The following is a 17,498-nucleotide window of genomic DNA, read 5'->3' as shown; positions in this document are numbered from 1 at the left end:
GGATTTAAGGCTTTTTGCTTAGGCGGCTTTCTTGGCGTTTTCGCCAGCGCCGTACTACGTGAATCCGCCACATTATATGAATGCTTGCCGCGCCAACTAAACCTGAAAATAAGCCAGTGAGGAAGCAGCCAACGAGTAAGGGGCGCCATAAATGCGTGAATTCTTCCGCTAGCCATGCCCAGGTTGGCTCAAAATGAAATGAGTTCGGTGGTACACCCATTACGGTTGCACCGACTTTGTAAGTAAAGTAAAAAATGGCCGGCATGGTGACGGGATTGGTGATCCAAACCAGCATAACTGATATTGGTAGATTTGCGCGGAAGACGATGGCGGCGAGAGCTGCAAGTAACATTTGCGTGGGAATTGGCACAAACGCAATAAACAGGCCCAAGAAAAACGCCACGCTCACGGAGCGGCGATTCAAATGCCAGAGGTTGGGGTCGTGTAACAGACTGCCGAAAATACGGACCGAGGGGTGCTCGCGCATTTTTTCGGGAGTCGGTAGCCAACGTTTAAATAGTTTACGAGCCATCCGCTCAATTCTAGTTCACATGTGTGACAGTTAATATTTACCCGAGCCGCGTAATCAACGCGCGGGGCGGCGCCATTATGCACGGAACTATCGGGGTACTCCAGCATGTTGTCATGGATGACGACGGCTATTTTGGCAATCACCGCTGTGGCCTTCACACCGGTTTTGCCTACGGCCAGTACAATCAGCACTGTTCTTATTGTGGGTTTGCTACTTGCGGTGCGATCGCCCGTGCGATGGCGCTGGCCCTTGGTGGCGTTTCTGCTTGCTGGCGCATATGCCGCTAGCTATGGGCTGTGGCGCAGTGCCCAGTTGCTGCCCCTCGCGTTGGAAGGCAAGGATATTAGCCTTAAATTTCGTGTGTTGACGCCACCGGAGCAGCGCGGTGAATATCGGCCGTATTACCGCTTTGACGCCGACACCGATTTAAAGTCCCTGGGTCGTGTGCGCTTAAACTGGTACGAAGAAAAGCCGCCAGTACTCGGTCATGTGTATCAAGCCCAGCTTCGCCTGAAACGACCTTATGGCTATCGATCACCCGGTGCTTTTGATTACGGCCGTTGGTTATTTGTATCGGGCTACTCGGCAACAGGCTATGTTCGGCGTTCAGAAAATCTGACTAAAGGCGAAGCGAGCAATGTGTTTTCGGCGCAAATTAGCCGATACCGGCTAATTGCAGCGCCTAGGGCGCATTTAGATCGCTACCCCAACGGCGCAATAATGAAAGCGCTGCTGTTTGCCGACCGCAGTGATATAAGCTCAGCACAGTGGCAACTGTTTCAACAAACCGGCACTAGTCATTTAATGGCGATCTCCGGTATGCATATTGGCATGATTCTTTTGTGGGGCTGGGGCTTCGGGCGCGTTGCGGTATTTTTCTTTCCGCGTGCACTGCTGTTGCGGCCCCTCACGGCAATGCTGTTTTGCGTAATTTACGCGGCGATGGCGGGCTTTACAGTACCAACGCAGCGAGCATTGGTAATGGCCGCAATCGGCCTACTTGCCTATGGTTTGCGGCGGCATATATCAGTTTGGCAAGCGTATTTTTTGGCGATGTTAGTCGTACTGATCGTCGACCCGCTTGCGCCTCATCAAATAGGCTTCAATTTGTCTTTCGCCGCGGTAGGCGTGTTGCTGTGGGCCTTTCAAGGACGACGTCAGCGGGGTGGGGGTGGTTTACTCCATTCCCAGTGGGTTGTTGTAATCGGTTTACTCCCGGTTTTGGGTATGTGGGGCCTTGGATTTAGTTTGGCGAGTTTTCCTGCCAATCTGCTGGCAATTCCTCTCGTCGGTTTGCTGATATTACCAAGCTTGTTTGGCGGTTTACTCTTACTGCCGATCTGGCCTGGAATGGCGAACTCGCTGTTCGCCGTTGCAGATAGTTTGCTGACTTGTTTGCAAGCCGCACTCGGCATTGCCGGACAATGGCATGCAATCATTCAATTCCATCCCTCGGTACTTGCCGCTAGCCTAGCGCTAGTAGCGGTTGTGATTTTACTTTTACCGCGCGGAATTCCAGCGAAGTGGCTGGCATTCGTTCCACTGCTTGCCATGTTTTACTGCCCGGTTCCCCGTCCGGCTAAGGGAGATCTATGGGCGACCGTATTGGACGTTGGGCAGGGGGTGGCTGTGTTAATCCAAACGCGCAATACCTCCTTGCTTTATGATGTTGGTCCTGATTTTAGTAGTGGCTTTAATTCGGCCGACGCGGTCGTATTGCCAGCCTTAGCGACTTATGGAATTGATCGACTCGATACCTTAGTGCTTAGTCATGGCGATCGAGATCACGCCGGCGCGGCGCCGGCATTAATTGCAAAAATAACCCCGACGCAGCTCTTTGTCGGCGAGCCGATCTCCCGGCTGAGCCTTATCGGGAAACGCTGCCATCAGGCTGATAGCTGGACTTGGGATGGCATACCGTTTGAGTTTTTATCAACGTCACTGCCCAATAGCAGCGGAAATAATGCGTCTTGCGTTCTCAAGGTAGGTGAGGGCGCGGCGTCGATACTACTTACCGGCGATATTGAAGCGGAGGTCGAACGGCATTTGCTCGAATCCCAGGCCAGTAAATTAAATTCAACAGTATTGCTGGCGCCGCATCACGGTAGCAAGACTTCGTCAACGCGAGAATTTATAGCGGCAGTCTCGCCGAGTGAGGTGGTTTTTCCAGCTGCTCGCCTTAATTCCTATGGTCACCCGGCTAGCTCGGTCCTTCAGCGTTACGAGCGCCAGGGCAGTCGATGTTGGCATACTGGCCTGCATGGCACGATTCAATACCGTTTCAGACGCGGCGAGCTTAGTGAGATAAATTATGCGCGAGCGCGGCGTTATTACTGGGAGGAGCCTGCGGGCTTTGAAATTTGCCTCAAATTCAAATCCGAGGGCTGATTCACTTCTTACCGAGGCGTTCACTCCGTATAATGCTCCCACATAAAAATTGTAGGATTCTGATGTGCTGGAATTGGTGAAAGCGGGCGGCTGGTTAATGCTGCCGATTATTTTGTCTTCTATTATCGCCCTCGCTATCTGTGTGGAGCGTTTCCTAAAGCTGAACCCCGACAAGGTTGCACCGCGCAATTTGCTCAATCAAGTGTGGGGCTGGTTACAGAACAAACAACTGGATGCTGAAAAACTGCGTGAATTGCGTCGTGGATCGCCGTTGGCGCAAATTCTTGCTACCGGCTTGGCCAATGCCAAGTTTGGTCGTGAGATCATGAAGGAGAGCATTGAAGATACCGCGTCCCATATAATCCATGATCTGGAGCGCTATCTTAATGCCCTTGGCACCATCGCCGCAGTCGCGCCCTTGTTAGGCCTGCTCGGGACGGTAATCGGTATGATCCGAGTGTTTACGGAAATCATGGTGCAAGGCAGCGGTAATGCCGGTGTTCTCGCGGGTGGGATCTCTGAAGCGTTAATTACGACAGCGTCGGGTCTGTGTGTGGCAATCCCTGCATTGATTATGCATCGCTATTTTCTGCGCCGAATTGACGAGCTCGTGGTGAGAATGGAGCAAGACGCCATGAAATTGATCAATGCCATGCATGGCGAGGTTCAGATAAAAGACAGCGCGGCGGGTAAAAAGTCGTGAAGTTTAAGCGTCAACGCATGGACGATACTGGTGTAAACCTAACGCCGCTCATAGATGTGGTGTTCCTGTTGCTGATCTTTTTCATGGTGTCGACAACCTTTACCAAAGAAAGCCGACTGAATCTTGAATTACCAAGTGCGGAGGGCGAAGCCGCTCCTCAAGACGCCAAAGGTTTAGAAGTGGTTATCGACGCGCAGGGTCACTACCGTCTGAATGAAAAGTCAGTTCTTGATCATAGTGTTGAAGGTTTGATGGCGGCGATGCGAGAGATTGCGGGGCAGGAGACTGACCTGCCGGTAATTATAACCGCTGATGCCAAAAGCCCCCATCAATCCGTGATCACTGCAATGGATGCGGCGGGTCGACTGGGTTTTGCTAAACTGAGTCTAACCACCCAAAACCCTGAAAAAGCTCGTCCATAAACAATGTTAAATTCTGTTTCCGTCAACGCTAGGAACATCCGGCAATATGAGTAATAACAAATCTGATCTCGTTATCTACGGGCGCTTACTGAAATACGTATTGCCGATGTGGGTCATGTTTTTATTGAGTGTGCTGGGTTTTTCTGTTTTTTCAGGGGTGCAGGTCTTACTTGCCGATATGATGCAGCTGATAGTCGATTACATTGGCGGCAATATGGTTCCGGGTGACGGTGGCATCTCTGCAAAGTTTATGTGGGCCTTGGGCGGCGATGATTTTGTACTCACTGATGCAAGACTGTGGATTGTGTTAATGATGATCATCCTCGGGGTGACCCGAGGTATGGGTTACTTTGCCGGTAACTACTTTATTTCCATTGTTTCTCATAGCTTGGTTCACAATTTGCGCTGCGAGTTGTTCGATAAAATGTTGCGTATGCCCAGCAGCTATTTCGATCAAAACTCTACCGGCATGATGATTTCCAAAATCACCTTTAATGTCGAACAAGTTACCGGCGCAGCAGTTAACGCCACCAAAGTTGTGTTGCGTGAAGGCACTTTTGCACTCGGACTCATTGCCTACCTGTTGTACACCAACTGGAAGCTCACCATGGTGTTCTTCCTCGCGTTACCGATTATCGCGGTGACCGTTTACTGGGTTGGCAAACGGTTTCGCAAGCTCAGTAAAAATATTCAAAACGCCATGGGCGATGTAAACCAAGTTACCAACGAATCGATTGGCGCTTACCGAGAAATTCGGCTCTATGATGGCGCGGCCTATGAAACGGAGCGATTCGTTGAGGCGAGCGGCCGCAATCGCAGTCAGAATATAAAAATGGCTTACTACAATGCCATCAGCCCGTCAGTGATTCAGTTTCCGGTGGTATTGGCCACGGGTGTTTTGATCTGGATTGCCTTGGGACTTGGCGGTGAAATGTCACCGGGTGCTTTTGTGGCTTATTTGTCGGCGGCCTTATTCTTGCCAAAGCCGATGCGTCAGTTAGCTGACGTTAGCAGTACTATCCAAAAAGGCTTGGCTGCTGCCGAAGATATTTTTGATTTCATCGACGCAGAGCAGGAAAAAGACGACGGCACTTATAGCAGTGAAACGACGCGTGGTGAGATTGAAATTCGCAATCTAAACTTCGCGTATATGCGCGGCTCGGATTTAGTATTGCGCGATGTGAATTTAAAAGTCGAGGCCGGTAAGTCACTGGCTTTAGTTGGTTTGTCGGGGTCTGGTAAGTCAACCTTGGTGAGTTTGTTGTCGCGGTTTTACGAACACGATCAAGGTGACATCCTGCTGGATGGTGTCGATGTACGCGACTATAACCTTGCCAATCTTCGCGACAAAATGGCCCTTGTCACGCAACAAGTTACCTTGTTTAACGACACTATTTTTAACAATATTGCCTATGGGAAAATGAGTGGTTCCAGCCGCGAACAGGTGCGCGCCGCCATTGAAGCCGCCCACGCCAGCGAGTTTATCGACCAATTGCCAGAGGGCTTGGATACCCTGATTGGAGAGGATGGCGTTATGTTGTCTGGCGGGCAGCGTCAACGCCTCGCTATTGCCCGTGCCTTTTTGAAAAATGCGCCAATTTTGATTTTTGATGAGGCGACATCGGCTCTGGATAATCGTGCTGAAAGTCACATCCAAAAGGCCATGGAAGAGGTTATGAAAGGCCGCACCACCATCGTTATTGCCCACCGTTTGAGCACCATTGAAATGGCAGATCAAATAGTGGTGATGGAGGCTGGCCAAGTAAAAGAGCAGGGTACGCATGATGAATTGTTGGCATTGAATCAACGCTATGCTCAGCTTTACCACAAGAACTTTGAGGAATAGATATAGGTGGCCTTAGAGCAAAGCCTAAATCGTGCCTGGTATGGCAAGCCAAAGGGCTTGCTGTTATTGCTTCCCGTTGAGTACCTTTACCGCTTAGTTGCTGGCCTACGCCGCCGCTTTATTCGCCCGCAAGGCTGCGGTGCGCCGGTGATTGTCGTCGGTAATATATCGGTCGGCGGCAGCGGTAAAACCCCAGTGGTTCTCGCCGTAGCACAGTACTGTCAAAGCCGTGGTTACAAAGTGGGTATTGTGAGTCGAGGTTACGGTGGGCGAGCGCCAGTCTATCCCTATCTGCTAAGTGCTGAGTCAACGCCGGTGGAAGCGGGAGATGAGCCCTACTTAATGTATCAGCGCAGTGGACTGCCACTTGCCGTTGCACCAGATCGACTGGCGGCGGCAAAATTACTGGTAGCGGAGCAAGGTTGCGATCTCATCATTAGCGACGACGGCTTGCAGCACTATCGCTTAGCGCGGGATATAGAAATCCTTGTGGTTGACGGCGAGCGTGGCTTTGGCAATGGGCACTGCTTACCCGTTGGGCCATTGCGCGAAGCTGTTTCCCGTGCTGCCGAGATTGATCTTAAAGTCATCAACGGCGGCAATAGCAGTATTAGCGGTTATACCATGGATTTGCAGGGGCTTGCCGCAGTGAATATTGCCGACGGCGAGCAGCGACCCTTGATACACTGGCCGTCGAACCAGCGTCGGGTTCATGCTGTCGCTGGGATCGGGAACCCTCAGCGCTTTTTCCGAAGTCTGCAGCTTGCTGGCTTTGATGTTATTGAGCATGCCTTTCCTGATCATCATCCCTATACTGCTGCCGATATCAACTTCGCTGAACCCTGTCCGGTTTTGATGACCGAAAAGGACGCCGTTAAGTGTCGCAGCTTTGCTGATAAGCAACATTGGATGTTGCCGGTGAACGGTGAGATCGCCCCACAATTTTATAGCGAGTTAACTTCACGCTTGGCTAAGATTGGACTTAGTCGCTAATATTTACATCAGCTGTCACTAGCCGCAGTTGTATCGCATAAATTTGGAGTAAGCATGTCGTACACCGTAATTATTCCCGCTCGTTTCGCGTCTAGCCGTCTGCCCGGTAAACCATTGCTCGATATTGGCGGCAAACCCATGATTCAGCATGTTTGGGAGCGCGCCCTCGATAGCGATGCAAGCCGCGTGGTTATTGCCACGGAAGACCAGCGGGTATTTGATGCGTGTCAAGGTTTCGGTGCAGAAGTGGTGATGACGCTTGCTAGCCATGAATCTGGCACTGACCGATTACAAGAGGTCGTCAGCCAGCTGAAACTCACCGATGAAGAAATCGTTGTAAATGTGCAGGGCGACGAACCGCTTATTCCTCAGGCGGCGATTGCGCAAGTAGCTGAAAATCTAGCGGCAAAGCCTGCAGCGGGAATTGCTACGCTTGGCGAAGTTATCACCGATATTGAGGTAGTATTTAACCCTAATGCGGTGAAAGCAGTCACGGATACTCAGGGTTATGCACTGTATTTTAGCCGTGCACCCATGCCGTGGTGCCGCGATGATTGGGCCGGTGAAGAGCTTAGTTTGCCAGCAGGCGCGCCATTTTTACGCCATATTGGCATCTATGCATATCGGGTGGGATTCCTTCACGAGTTTGTGCGCTGGCCAATGGGTATCTTGGAGAGTTTTGAAAAATTAGAGCAATTGCGCGCTATGGAAAACGGCGTGCGTATTCATATTGCCAAGGCCTGTGTCGATATCCCTGGCGGGGTTGATACCGAGGCGGATTTACAGAAGGTGCGTTCAATTCTCGCGGCTCGCGGCAAATGAGCATAAACGTATTACTGGTGTGCCTTGGCAATATTTGCCGCTCACCAACAGCGCATGGCGTCTTCCAAAAAATGCTTGAGGAGGCCGGTCTCGCAGATGAGATTCAGGTTGATTCCGCTGGCACCGGTGATTGGCATATTGGTCACAGCCCTGATCAGCGCGCTCAAGCGGCAGCCTTACGGCGAGGGTATGATCTGTCAGGTTTGCGGGCGCGACAAGTATGCTCAACTGATTTTCAAAATTTTGATTATATTTTGGCCATGGATAACAGTAATTTGAAGGACCTTCGTGCGCTGCGTGGCCCGCAAGATCAATGCGAACTTGCACTCTTTTTAAATTATGCGACTGACGCAGATCTGCCTGAAGTGCCCGATCCCTACTATGGCGGTGACGAGGGCTTTGACGACGTGCTGGATTTGGTCGAAGACGCGGCCCGTGGATTGTTATCCCATATTCGTGCAAATCATCTACTTGCTAGCGACGGCGCCGAGGGATGAATATTCAGCGCGATGTCGATCTGCGTCCATACAATACCTTGGGTATAAGCGCTTCGGCTGATTATTTTGTTGAGGTTCACGATCTTTCCGAGCTCAATGAGGCCATTGCCTTCAGTAGTCGTCGTCACCTACGTCGGGTATTTATCGGTGGTGGCAGTAATTTGGTGTTACGTGGCGATATTCAAGGCATGGTTATTCGCATGGCGATGCGTGGCATTAGCTGTGAAGCGGATGGTGATGAGCGCGTGGTCACCGTAGCGGCCGGCGAAAATTGGGATGAGTTGGTAAAGTACAGTTTGGCGCAAGGTTGGTATGGCTTGGAAAACCTAATATCGATTCCTGGCCAAGCGGGCGCCGCGCCTATACAGAACATTGGCGCCTATGGGGTAGAGCTGTCCAGTGTTTTGGACTCGGTAACGGGCTGGGATATAAATCTAAATTGCCTGCGTAAACTTAGCGTGGCAGATTGTCAGCTGGGCTATCGCGACAGTGTGTTTAAAGGCGCACTGCGCGATGTTTTTATTATCACCGCTATTGATTTGCGTTTAAGCGCTAAGGCCAGGGTTAATCTTAGCTATCCAGCCCTGCGCGAAGCGATACAAGCTAGCTCGGGGGAAGAGCGGAGCTCAGGGTTAGCTCGCCCGAGTCCTGAGCTAGTGGCGGAGACCGTGGCGCGGGTGCGCGCGGATAAACTCCCAGATTACCGTTGCGAGCCGAATGTAGGCAGCTTCTTTAAAAACCCGATAATTTCTCAGACCGAAGCGCAGGAGTTGATCGCTCTATACCCTCTGCTGCCACATTGGCCGCTGGCGGATGGTCGCGTTAAATTGGCGGCAGCATGGTTGGTCGATACCGCGGGCTGGAAAGGGCGGCGTATAGGCGCCGTGGGTATTCATCCCCGGCAAGCGATTGTCTTGGTCAATTACGATGGTGCCGAAGGCGCGGATGTACTGGATTTTGCCGGTGCGGTGCAGACCGACGTGCTGGCGCAGTTTAATATAGCGCTTGAAATTGAGCCTCGTGTTTATTGAACCCGAATATATTCCGCTTGCGGGCGGCGCGCTCAGTTACCATCCCGAGTACGTCGAGGATACAGATGGGCTATACGCGCAGCTCCGGGATGAGGTCCACTGGCAACAGCCATCTTTGGAAATATATGGGCGCCGACACCGAACGCCGCGCCTTGTAGCGTTTGTTGGCGAACAGGGTTTGGTTTATCGATATAGCGGGCACCAGCATTGCGCTGAAGCGTGGCCGCCGCAAGTAGTATGGCTACGCGATAAAATTGCAGAGACTACTGGTTATCATTTTAACTGTGCGCTCCTTAATTACTATCGTGATGGCAATGATTCCATGGGCTATCACAGCGACGATGAAGCGAGCTTGGGCGAGGCACCATGCATTGCATCCATCAGCTTGGGTTGCGGTCGGGACTTTCTGCTAAAGCCGAAGGGAGCACGCAGTAAATCCCACAAAATCCATTTGGCGGCCGGTTCGTTGTTGCTAATGTTGCCGCCGACCCAGCAAAACTGGCAACATGCCTTACCAGTGCGACGTGGGCTGGCCCAAGGACGAATTAATATCACATTTCGTAAAGTGTTATCATCGCTATAAGCATAAACCTCAGCAGGCTGGTTAGACTGGGGTTGCGATGGTATTGTTACAGGCATTGGATGCAGGGAAATACATGATTACAGTTTTAGTTGCCGACGATCACGCGATGGTACGTACTGGGATAGTGCGTATGCTCGATGACGCGGATGGTATTTCAGTAATCGCGCAAGCGGCGAGCGGCGAAGAGGCAATTAGTAGCTGTCGAATTCTGAGCCCTGACGTTGTGCTGATGGATGTGAGAATGCCCGGTATTGGCGGCCTAGAAGCGACCCGTAAGCTGCGTCTGGTATCACCATCAACACGTATTATTGCCCTGAGCGCCTACGATCAAGAGCCTATGCCGAGCCGGCTGCTCAAGGCGGGGGCGTCCGCATACGTTACCAAAGGTGCCTCGGAGGAAGAAATGGTCTTGGCGGTGCGCCAGGTCGCGAAGGGGCTGCGTTACTTAAGCCCGAGTGTGGCTCAAGCCATTGCGCTGAAAGGTTATGGCGACGAAGTAGAATCGCCATTTGAGTGTCTCTCTGAGCGTGAAATGCAAATTAGTCTGATGATTGCAAACTGCCAAAAAGTTTTGGACATTGCCGATCAATTGTTTATATCTGCCAAGACCGTAAATAGCTACCGCTACCGCATTTTTGAGAAGCTCAATATAAGCGGCGATGTTGAGCTGACTTTATTGGCAATTCGCCATGGCCTGATCGACTCGCCCGGCGCCTAGGCGCACCGTAATGCATCGCAATGACTGATACCCAGATAAACCAGTTTGATTCTGCCAGCTTCTTAAAAACGGTCACCGTAAAGGCGGGCGTTTACGTAATGTTAAATACCTCGGGCGAGGTGCTTTATGTCGGAAAGGCAAAAAACCTCCGTAAACGCCTCAGTAGTTATTTCCGTGCCAGCGGCTTAACAACAAAAACCATGGCATTGGTCGGTCGCATTCACGAAATAGAAGTCACGGTTACCAGCAGTGAGCGGGAAGCCTTGCTGCTTGAGCAAAACCTCATTAAGCAGTACAAGCCGCCCTATAATATATTGTTGCGGGACGACAAATCTTACCCCTATATTTACCTAAGTACTGATCATCAGCACCCGCGTCTGAGTATTCATCGCGGTCGCAAAACGGGCAAAGGTATGTATTTTGGACCTTATCCGAGTGCCGCTGCAGTTCGCGATAGCTTAAGCTGGCTGCAAAAAGTCTTTCGCGTACGTCAATGTGAAGACAGCTATTACAAAGGCCGCAGTCGACCATGTTTACAGTATCAAATAGGTCGTTGTTCAGCGCCTTGTGTCGGCATGGTTAGTGATCAGGAATATACTTTAGATGTTAACCATACTGAGCTGTTTTTAAAGGGTAAAAGCTTGGATGTGAAAGCTGATCTAGGTCGTCAAATGGAGCTGAGCGCGGCAGAGCTAGAATTTGAAAAAGCCGCCGAACTGCGCGACCGCATAGCGTATTTACAGCAGGTGCAAGCAACGCAGTGTATCGAAGGTGAAACCGGCGATATTGATATTCTCGGTGGCGTTATCGACGGCGGCCAGGTCTGTATCCAACTGCTCTGTGTGCGCGGCGGTCGGGTGCTGGGAAGTCGCAGTTTCTTCCCCAAAAGCCAACTTGATGAACCGCTAGCACAGCAGTTGGAGGCTTTTATCGCACAACATTATTTAATTGGCGGCGGTGCGGCCGATATGCCTCGGGAAATCATCAGCAATATTGCGCTAGACGACGAAGATTTACTGGCGGCCAGTCTCAGTGAGCAAGCGGGGCGTCAAGTCGTTTTGAGTCACAAAGTGCGAAGTAACCGCGCAAAATGGCAGAATCTTGCGCTCACTGCCGCGCAGCAAAACCTTAAAAACCGTCTCGCATCGTCGGCGAGCAGTTTGAAGCGTTTTAAAGCACTGCAAGAGACATTGGGTTTAGATGTGTTGCCTAACCGCTTAGAGTGTTTTGATATCAGTCACAGTAGCGGTGAAGCCACAGTCGCGTCTTGTGTGGTCTTTGATGGCAATGGCCCGCTCAAGTCTGACTATCGTAAGATGAATATTGAGGGTATTACGCCGGGCGATGATTACGCTGCCATGTATCAAGCCCTGACTCGGCGCTACAAAAGAGTTAAAGCCGGTGAACTCGTCATGCCAGACATACTGTTTATTGATGGTGGCAAAGGCCAGCTGAGCCAAGCGCAGAGCGTTATGGCAGAGTTGGGTATTGATGGCCTATTAATGATCGGCGTTGCCAAGGGCAGTGATCGCCGTGCTGGCCTCGAGATATTGATTCGTGGCGACAATGGCAAAGAAATTAGTTTGCCTGACAATAGCCCAGCCTTGCACTTGATTCAGCATATCCGTGACGAATCTCACCGTTTTGCGATTACTGGCCATAAAGCACGGCGCGACAAAAGTCGTCGTCAATCCACGCTAGAGGGGATTCCTGGCGTTGGTGCCAAACGACGCCGTGAGTTGCTGCGCCATTTTGGCGGCTTGCAAGGTGTAAAGCAGGCTGGGGTAGAAGATTTGCGACGGGTACCGGGAATTAGCGAGAAAATTGCATTACAAATATATGAAGACCTGCGCAGCGCCTAGAAAACGAATAGAATAGGTTTTGCTGCCTTAATGAGACCACTATGAATATACCCAACGCTTTAACCCTGTTCCGGATCGCGCTAATTCCGGTATTGGTGGTTTTGTTTTATTGGCCAGCTGCGCATACCTATTTTTTAACAGCGGCCGTATTTGCCGTCGCTGCAGTAACCGATTGGTTAGACGGCTATCTTGCTCGGAAACTAGGGCAGAGCACGCCGCTTGGCGCATTTCTTGACCCAGTCGCCGATAAATTAATGGTCGCCGTTGCCTTGGCCCTGCTCATCGAGCGCTACGACGCCTCCTGGTTTACGGTGCCAGCCATCATCATCATTGGTCGCGAGATTGTGATATCGGCGCTTCGGGAGTGGATGGCAGAGCTCGGTAAGCGCACGAGCGTGGCGGTATCGTATTTGGGCAAAATTAAGACAACCATGCAAATGGTCGCTATTTTTGGGCTGTTGTTAGTGTCGCCAGAGCATCAGGGCTTATTGTATTACGCAAATATCATCTGTCTGTACACGGCTGCACTGCTTACATTATGGTCAATGCTGATTTATCTTCACGCGGCGTGGCCAGATTTACGCGATACCGCCGGCGATTAAGAAAAAAATCACGTTAAATCAGCAACTTTCCTTGACAGAATTTGGTGACTGACTAGAATAGGCGCCTTCTTGAAGCACAGCTACTAGGTGTTCAAAAACTTGTGGGAGCAAGTCAAATATCCAAATGTAGAGACGCGGGAATAGCTCAGTTGGTAGAGCGCAACCTTGCCAAGGTTGAGGTCGGGAGTTCGAGCCTCCTTTCCCGCTCCAATACATCGTCTTGCTACAGCTAGGCAGTAAAGCAATGGCAGCAGAGTGATCATATCGCTCCAGCGCCTTAAATAGTGAGAAAACCGGTATCGACCGGCGTGCCCCTTTAGGGTGTACACAAAAACGATTTTAGGCGCGGTGGCAGAGTGGTCATGCAGCGGACTGCAACTCCGTGTACGCCGGTTCGATTCCGACCCGCGCCTCCATTTACAAATTTCCTCAAGCTCCAACTTCAAACACTTATCTTCTGTACCTCAGATTTTCCTTACCGTATTCAAGTCGTATCAATCCGAATTACCACAGCCATTGCCTGCGCGGGAGTATGTTGCTTAGTTGGCGGTGCATCTGGTCACTGTTCGATCGCGTTCTGATAATTATTTTTTACAGGTGGCCCTGACATTCCGTTCTGTGACGCGTTTATAGACATGAATCTTATAAACTCACCTGGAGAACGTCATGAGATACGCGGCCAGCATTTTGTTTTTTCTTGTTCTAACGATAGGCTTATTTACCTTGCTGGGATCGAAAGATCCCGTTATTGCCGAACACCCCGTCCAAGTAGAGCACCATTTAATTAACGCGGTAACCGACACGCGACATGACGAAAGTGATGTTGCTGCTCACCATATTAGTCAAGCTCCCATGAACGCTAAACTGGAAAAGGCCTTACACGATAAACTCGCGGAGGCTCAGATGGTTTCAATGCCGATGCATGGGGTGAGGGAGCTTTCATTAAGTGCTAAACGCGATACCAATTTCTACGGCAATATAGGTAAGGAAGCAAATCCTCCGCCATTGGATCGCGAAGGCTACGCGGCCAAAACTGAAAATCGCTTCATGTCGGTCGCATTGTCGCCGCTATCGACCTTCGGGCTGGAAGTTGATTCAGCGAGCTATTCCAATGTGCGGCGCCAAATTAATCAAGGACAAATCCCCGTTCCGGCGAGTGTTCGGCTGGAAGAATTGGTGAACTATTTCGATTATAGCTTCCCGTCGCCAACGGACGATCACCCCCTGGCGGTAATATCAGACTACGCCGTGGCACCGTGGAATCCCGAGCACCGCCTTGCCATGATAGGTGTGAAAGCAGTCGACACCACGGACGCGAGCGAGCGGGGCGCCCGCATCACTTTTTTGCTGGATACCTCTGGCTCAATGAACAGCGCAAATAAATTGCCATTGCTAATACGTAGCTTTCAAACACTGTTGTCGAATCTTCAAGTACATGATCAGGTAGCGATAGTGACTTACGCCGGTAGCGCTGGCGTGGTATTGCCGCCCACACCGGTCACTGAACGTGGTCGCATTCAACAGGCCTTGGCAAACCTGAGTGCCGGTGGATCGACGGCTGGTGGGGCTGGACTCGCCTTAGCTTACGATGTGGCGCGTAGACAATATGACGAGAAAGCGACGAATCTAGTGATACTGGCTACCGATGGCGACTTTAATGTTGGTGCCAGCAGCGATGGCGAGCTGAGGACGATGATTGAAAAGCAGCGTGCAAGTGGCGTGTTTCTTTCGGTGATTGGAATGGGTAGCGGTAACTACCAAGACGCTAAAATGCAGGTTCTGGCTGAGGCGGGTAATGGTGTTGCGCATTACCTTGATTCCGATGCGGAGGCGCAGCGATTGTTCGGTGCCGAGCTAACGCGCACGCTGCATGTAGCGGCAAAGGACGTCAAGATTCAGGTAGAGTTTAATCCTGCGGCCGTAGCCCAGTACCGGCTGCTGGGGTATGAGTCGCGGGTGATGAACGCAGAGGATTTTCGGGATGACAAGAAAGACTCGGGGGAGGTTGGCGCTGGCCATTCTGTTGTCGCGCTATACGAGATTATTCCAACTGGCAGCGCCGCGGCGCCAGATATTGAGCGCCGTTACCAAACTGTGCGTAAAGCAGGGACTCATGCCATGGAGCTTGGTTTTGTGAAAATACGGTACAAGCGTCCTAGTGGCGACAATGGGGTGGAATTTGCTCATGCGATGACAACACGCGCCAAGCTTATTGAAAGCGCGACGCCGGATCTTCGCTGGGCGGCTGCAGTAGCCGAATTTAGTCTGGTAATGTCGCAGTCAGAGTATTCCGGGTCGGCTACAATTCATGGAGCGTTGCGCCGTGCTACAACGGTTTTACCCTTGTTGCCGGATGACAAGCGCAGCGAATTCATTAGCTTATTGAAAAAACTTACTACCCCTAGGATTGCGCAAGAGTGAAAGAGAACGATATCGACAACTGGATTGCGCGACTTCGTCAGCCAGAACAGTGTGAGTCTGATTGCGAGAAAGCGGTAATGGAAGCAATAAAGGATGGATTGCAGGCATCGGCGCCTACGGCCGAAATCGACCAGCTTGCCTTGCAGCGCTTGCATAACCGTATTGAGCAAGAGGGGCTTTATCGGCCACGCGCAATCAGTAGGCGGCGGTTATATCGTTATGGCACTGCGGCAGCACTGCTTGTCGGCGTGGCGCTGGCTTTAGACTTGTCAATATTTGATAGGGCGGTTGTAGATCAGCATAGTATGCGCGAAGCGCCTAACATCGCCACGGATACGGAGATGGCTCGCTATGAGGCGCTGGCTGCGGCGCCTGAAAAAGCAGCGTCAAGTCGTGAAGCCGATGAACTGCCGCCTAGCGTTCACGCCGAGGCGGGAGGGCAGTATCTCGCAGATTCCGGTCAAAAAGATGACGCGCGCTCGGTTAATGCGTTGGCCAAAGCTGAGCGACATCACGCATTACTTGCTGCGCGCGCGATGCAGGACAGTGATATTGCGCAACAAGACGTTTCCGCAAAAGCTGCGCGCCAAACTACGGCTCCAAGTCAATCGTCTACCACTGAGTATCGCAGGCTCGTACTTACAGAGATCGAGTGGCTGACGCTGCGTAAGCTCGCGGAAGAGGGTGTCGATTTTGCGCAGGATTCGGAAAGTGAATCTTGGGTATTGTTGTTAAAGAATCAGGAGGAACAACAGCGCTGGCGTAAAGCCCTGCCACACTCGGCTCTCGATGTGAGTTGGCCGATAGAAAAAGAAATTGAAATTGATGTGGCCGTGATTGGTGATCGGGATGAATAATGCCGAGGTTGATACGCTCATTATTCATTTGCAAGCCGGTGGCGAGCGCCGAAAACGCGCAGTGACTCAGCTTTACACGGTGTTTTCCGGAAAAATAATGTCTTTCTTGCAGCTTCGTGGTGTACCTGAAAATGAGTCGGAGGACTTATTACACGATATCTTTCTTGCGTTTATTGCCCGCTGCGATGGCTTTACAGCAAGTGGGCAGGGGCGAGGCTGGGTATGGTCTGTAGTGCGTTCAAAGCTGGCAGATCGCTACCGCCAAACGGTAAAAATGAGCGACCAAGCGTATGACGACAATTGGCTGGTTGAGTCAGAAAGCTATGACGAAGCGCGTTTAAAAGCCTGTGTTGAGGGGCAGATGTCGGCATTCTCCAGGGATTACACCGAAGGTGCTCAAGCGCTATCTTGGGTGCTTGAAGATGGTCTGGACTTGCGTGCGGTGTCGGAGCAGCTTGGTCGCAGCTACGGGGCGACGCGGGAATTTATGCGACAAATACGATCTCGCCTTCGCAGCTATATTGAGCCTTGTTTAACCGGCTGATTCTCGGTGACTTGGCAAGCGCTTTTTTTGCCAATGCGCGCCGCAGATGAAAACCACTCCGCTTATCAGGCCGCTGATCAACCCCCAAAAATGCGCTTCAGTGGCCACGCGAATGCCAATTAAATTCGCGGTAAACTCTGGTTGCCCCTCGAGTACGAGTTTCAATGCAAGCAAACATAAAATTGCGCCACCAAACCAAGGCGCGCTTGGCACTTTGTTTATGCCATAACTCGCAACTAGGCCATGAAGTACTGCTGAAAATCCCACGTAATAATATAGCTGCGGTTCAAAAACATAGAGGAATATGCCGGTTAATAGCGCGACCAATAAATTGAGCGTACAAAAAGATCGTACTCCAAATGTATCCCTGATCAAGAGTAAGGCGATGGTTATGCCCACGCTATTCAGCAGCAAATGATTGTTATTATTGTGAACGAGATGGCCGGTGATAAGTCGCCAATAGTCACCGTCGGCTATAGATACTCGATCCCAAGCGAGGTCCCAAAAGGTATGTGCGACTTGTAATGCGCATAGTGTCGCAATGACCGTGATGATTCGCATCCAGGTAAAACGACTTATTTGTGGTGTTATTAATGATTTCATTTGTGAATTTCGCTGTGCAGACGAGCCGTCTAATATTATTGATTGTCGCATATATCGGTATTGCACTAAGCCTA

17 protein-coding genes and 2 tRNA genes are annotated in these 17,498 nt (G+C 51.1%); 17 read left to right on the top strand and 2 right to left on the bottom strand.

Features of this window, described 5'->3' with window-relative positions:
- Nucleotides 1-4: 4 nt before the first annotated feature.
- Entirely contained in the window at nt 5-532 is a 528-nt protein-coding gene (locus ABD836_RS04130) for a DUF2062 domain-containing protein (RefSeq protein ID WP_344932573.1), read from the bottom strand.
- A gap of 105 nt (nt 533-637) precedes the next feature.
- Between ABD836_RS04130 and ABD836_RS04125 the strand changes: the two genes are divergently transcribed.
- The 17 genes from ABD836_RS04125 to ABD836_RS04045 all read left to right on the top strand — a co-directional run bounded on the left by ABD836_RS04125 (nt 638) and on the right by ABD836_RS04045 (nt 16,821).
- Complete coding sequence (locus ABD836_RS04125) at nt 638-2,920, top strand: DNA internalization-related competence protein ComEC/Rec2 (RefSeq protein WP_344932571.1); 2,283 nt, start codon at nt 638-640, stop codon at nt 2,918-2,920.
- A 64-nt stretch (nt 2,921-2,984) separates the two neighbouring features.
- Complete coding sequence (locus ABD836_RS04120; RefSeq protein WP_344932569.1) at nt 2,985-3,623, top strand: MotA/TolQ/ExbB proton channel family protein; 639 nt, start codon at nt 2,985-2,987, stop codon at nt 3,621-3,623.
- The gene (locus tag ABD836_RS04115) at nt 3,620-4,045 is read left to right on the top strand and encodes an ExbD/TolR family protein (RefSeq protein WP_344932568.1); all 426 of its coding nucleotides are present in this window, start codon (nt 3,620-3,622) and stop codon (nt 4,043-4,045) included. The genes ABD836_RS04120 and ABD836_RS04115 overlap by 4 nt, the downstream gene beginning before the upstream one ends.
- Nucleotides 4,046-4,091: 46 nt before the next feature.
- A complete protein-coding gene (gene msbA / locus ABD836_RS04110) occupies nt 4,092-5,891 on the top strand; it encodes a lipid A export permease/ATP-binding protein MsbA (protein WP_344932566.1) in 1,800 nt (599 codons plus the stop codon).
- Between the two features lie 6 nt (nt 5,892-5,897).
- On the top strand, nt 5,898-6,884 hold the full coding sequence (gene lpxK, locus ABD836_RS04105; RefSeq protein WP_344932565.1) for a tetraacyldisaccharide 4'-kinase: 987 nt from the start codon (nt 5,898-5,900) through the stop codon (nt 6,882-6,884).
- Nucleotides 6,885-6,938: 54 nt separating this feature from the next.
- Entirely contained in the window at nt 6,939-7,706 is a 768-nt protein-coding gene (gene kdsB / locus ABD836_RS04100) for a 3-deoxy-manno-octulosonate cytidylyltransferase (protein ID WP_344932564.1), read from the top strand.
- On the top strand, nt 7,703-8,203 hold the full coding sequence (locus tag ABD836_RS04095; RefSeq protein WP_344932563.1) for a low molecular weight protein-tyrosine-phosphatase: 501 nt from the start codon (nt 7,703-7,705) through the stop codon (nt 8,201-8,203). Before kdsB ends, ABD836_RS04095 begins: the two co-directional genes overlap by 4 nt.
- The gene (gene murB, locus ABD836_RS04090) at nt 8,200-9,234 is read left to right on the top strand and encodes a UDP-N-acetylmuramate dehydrogenase (RefSeq protein ID WP_344932561.1); all 1,035 of its coding nucleotides are present in this window, start codon (nt 8,200-8,202) and stop codon (nt 9,232-9,234) included. The genes ABD836_RS04095 and murB overlap by 4 nt, the downstream gene beginning before the upstream one ends.
- Nucleotides 9,224-9,817 carry an alpha-ketoglutarate-dependent dioxygenase AlkB family protein gene (locus ABD836_RS04085; protein WP_344932559.1) on the top strand — a complete coding sequence of 198 codons (594 nt, stop codon included), beginning with the start codon at nt 9,224-9,226 and terminating at the stop codon, nt 9,815-9,817. Before murB ends, ABD836_RS04085 begins: the two co-directional genes overlap by 11 nt.
- 73 nt (nt 9,818-9,890) lie before the next feature.
- Nucleotides 9,891-10,535: a UvrY/SirA/GacA family response regulator transcription factor gene (gene uvrY / locus ABD836_RS04080; protein WP_344932558.1), complete on the top strand. Its 645-nt coding sequence runs from the start codon at nt 9,891-9,893 to the stop codon at nt 10,533-10,535.
- Nucleotides 10,536-10,555: 20 nt separating this feature from the next.
- Nucleotides 10,556-12,397: an excinuclease ABC subunit UvrC gene (uvrC, locus tag ABD836_RS04075; protein WP_344932557.1), complete on the top strand. Its 1,842-nt coding sequence runs from the start codon at nt 10,556-10,558 to the stop codon at nt 12,395-12,397.
- A gap of 41 nt (nt 12,398-12,438) precedes the next feature.
- Nucleotides 12,439-12,999: a CDP-diacylglycerol--glycerol-3-phosphate 3-phosphatidyltransferase gene (pgsA, locus tag ABD836_RS04070; protein WP_344932556.1), complete on the top strand. Its 561-nt coding sequence runs from the start codon at nt 12,439-12,441 to the stop codon at nt 12,997-12,999.
- 134 nt (nt 13,000-13,133) lie between these two features.
- Nucleotides 13,134-13,209 (top strand) — tRNA-Gly (locus tag ABD836_RS04065).
- 132 nt (nt 13,210-13,341) lie between these two features.
- Nucleotides 13,342-13,415 (top strand) — tRNA-Cys (locus ABD836_RS04060).
- Nucleotides 13,416-13,665: 250 nt separating this feature from the next.
- Entirely contained in the window at nt 13,666-15,420 is a 1,755-nt protein-coding gene (locus ABD836_RS04055) for a vWA domain-containing protein (protein ID WP_344932554.1), read from the top strand.
- A complete protein-coding gene (locus tag ABD836_RS04050) occupies nt 15,417-16,277 on the top strand; it encodes a hypothetical protein (RefSeq protein ID WP_344932553.1) in 861 nt (286 codons plus the stop codon). The genes ABD836_RS04055 and ABD836_RS04050 overlap by 4 nt, the downstream gene beginning before the upstream one ends.
- Nucleotides 16,270-16,821 carry an RNA polymerase sigma factor gene (locus tag ABD836_RS04045; RefSeq protein WP_344932552.1) on the top strand — a complete coding sequence of 184 codons (552 nt, stop codon included), beginning with the start codon at nt 16,270-16,272 and terminating at the stop codon, nt 16,819-16,821. The genes ABD836_RS04050 and ABD836_RS04045 overlap by 8 nt, the downstream gene beginning before the upstream one ends.
- Here ABD836_RS04045 and rrtA read toward each other — a convergent pair.
- Nucleotides 16,810-17,424, bottom strand: a complete 615-nt coding sequence (rrtA, locus tag ABD836_RS04040; protein ID WP_344932550.1) for a rhombosortase — start codon at nt 17,422-17,424, stop codon at nt 16,810-16,812. The genes ABD836_RS04045 and rrtA overlap by 12 nt on opposite strands.
- Nucleotides 17,425-17,498 lie beyond the last annotated feature (74 nt).

The sequence above is a fragment of the Zhongshania borealis genome (genome assembly GCF_039539625.1).
Taxonomy (GTDB): Bacteria; Pseudomonadota; Gammaproteobacteria; order Pseudomonadales; family Spongiibacteraceae; genus Spongiibacter; species Spongiibacter borealis.
Note: the sequence above shows the minus strand (reverse complement) of the source record. Positions and strands in the feature narration are given on the sequence as shown.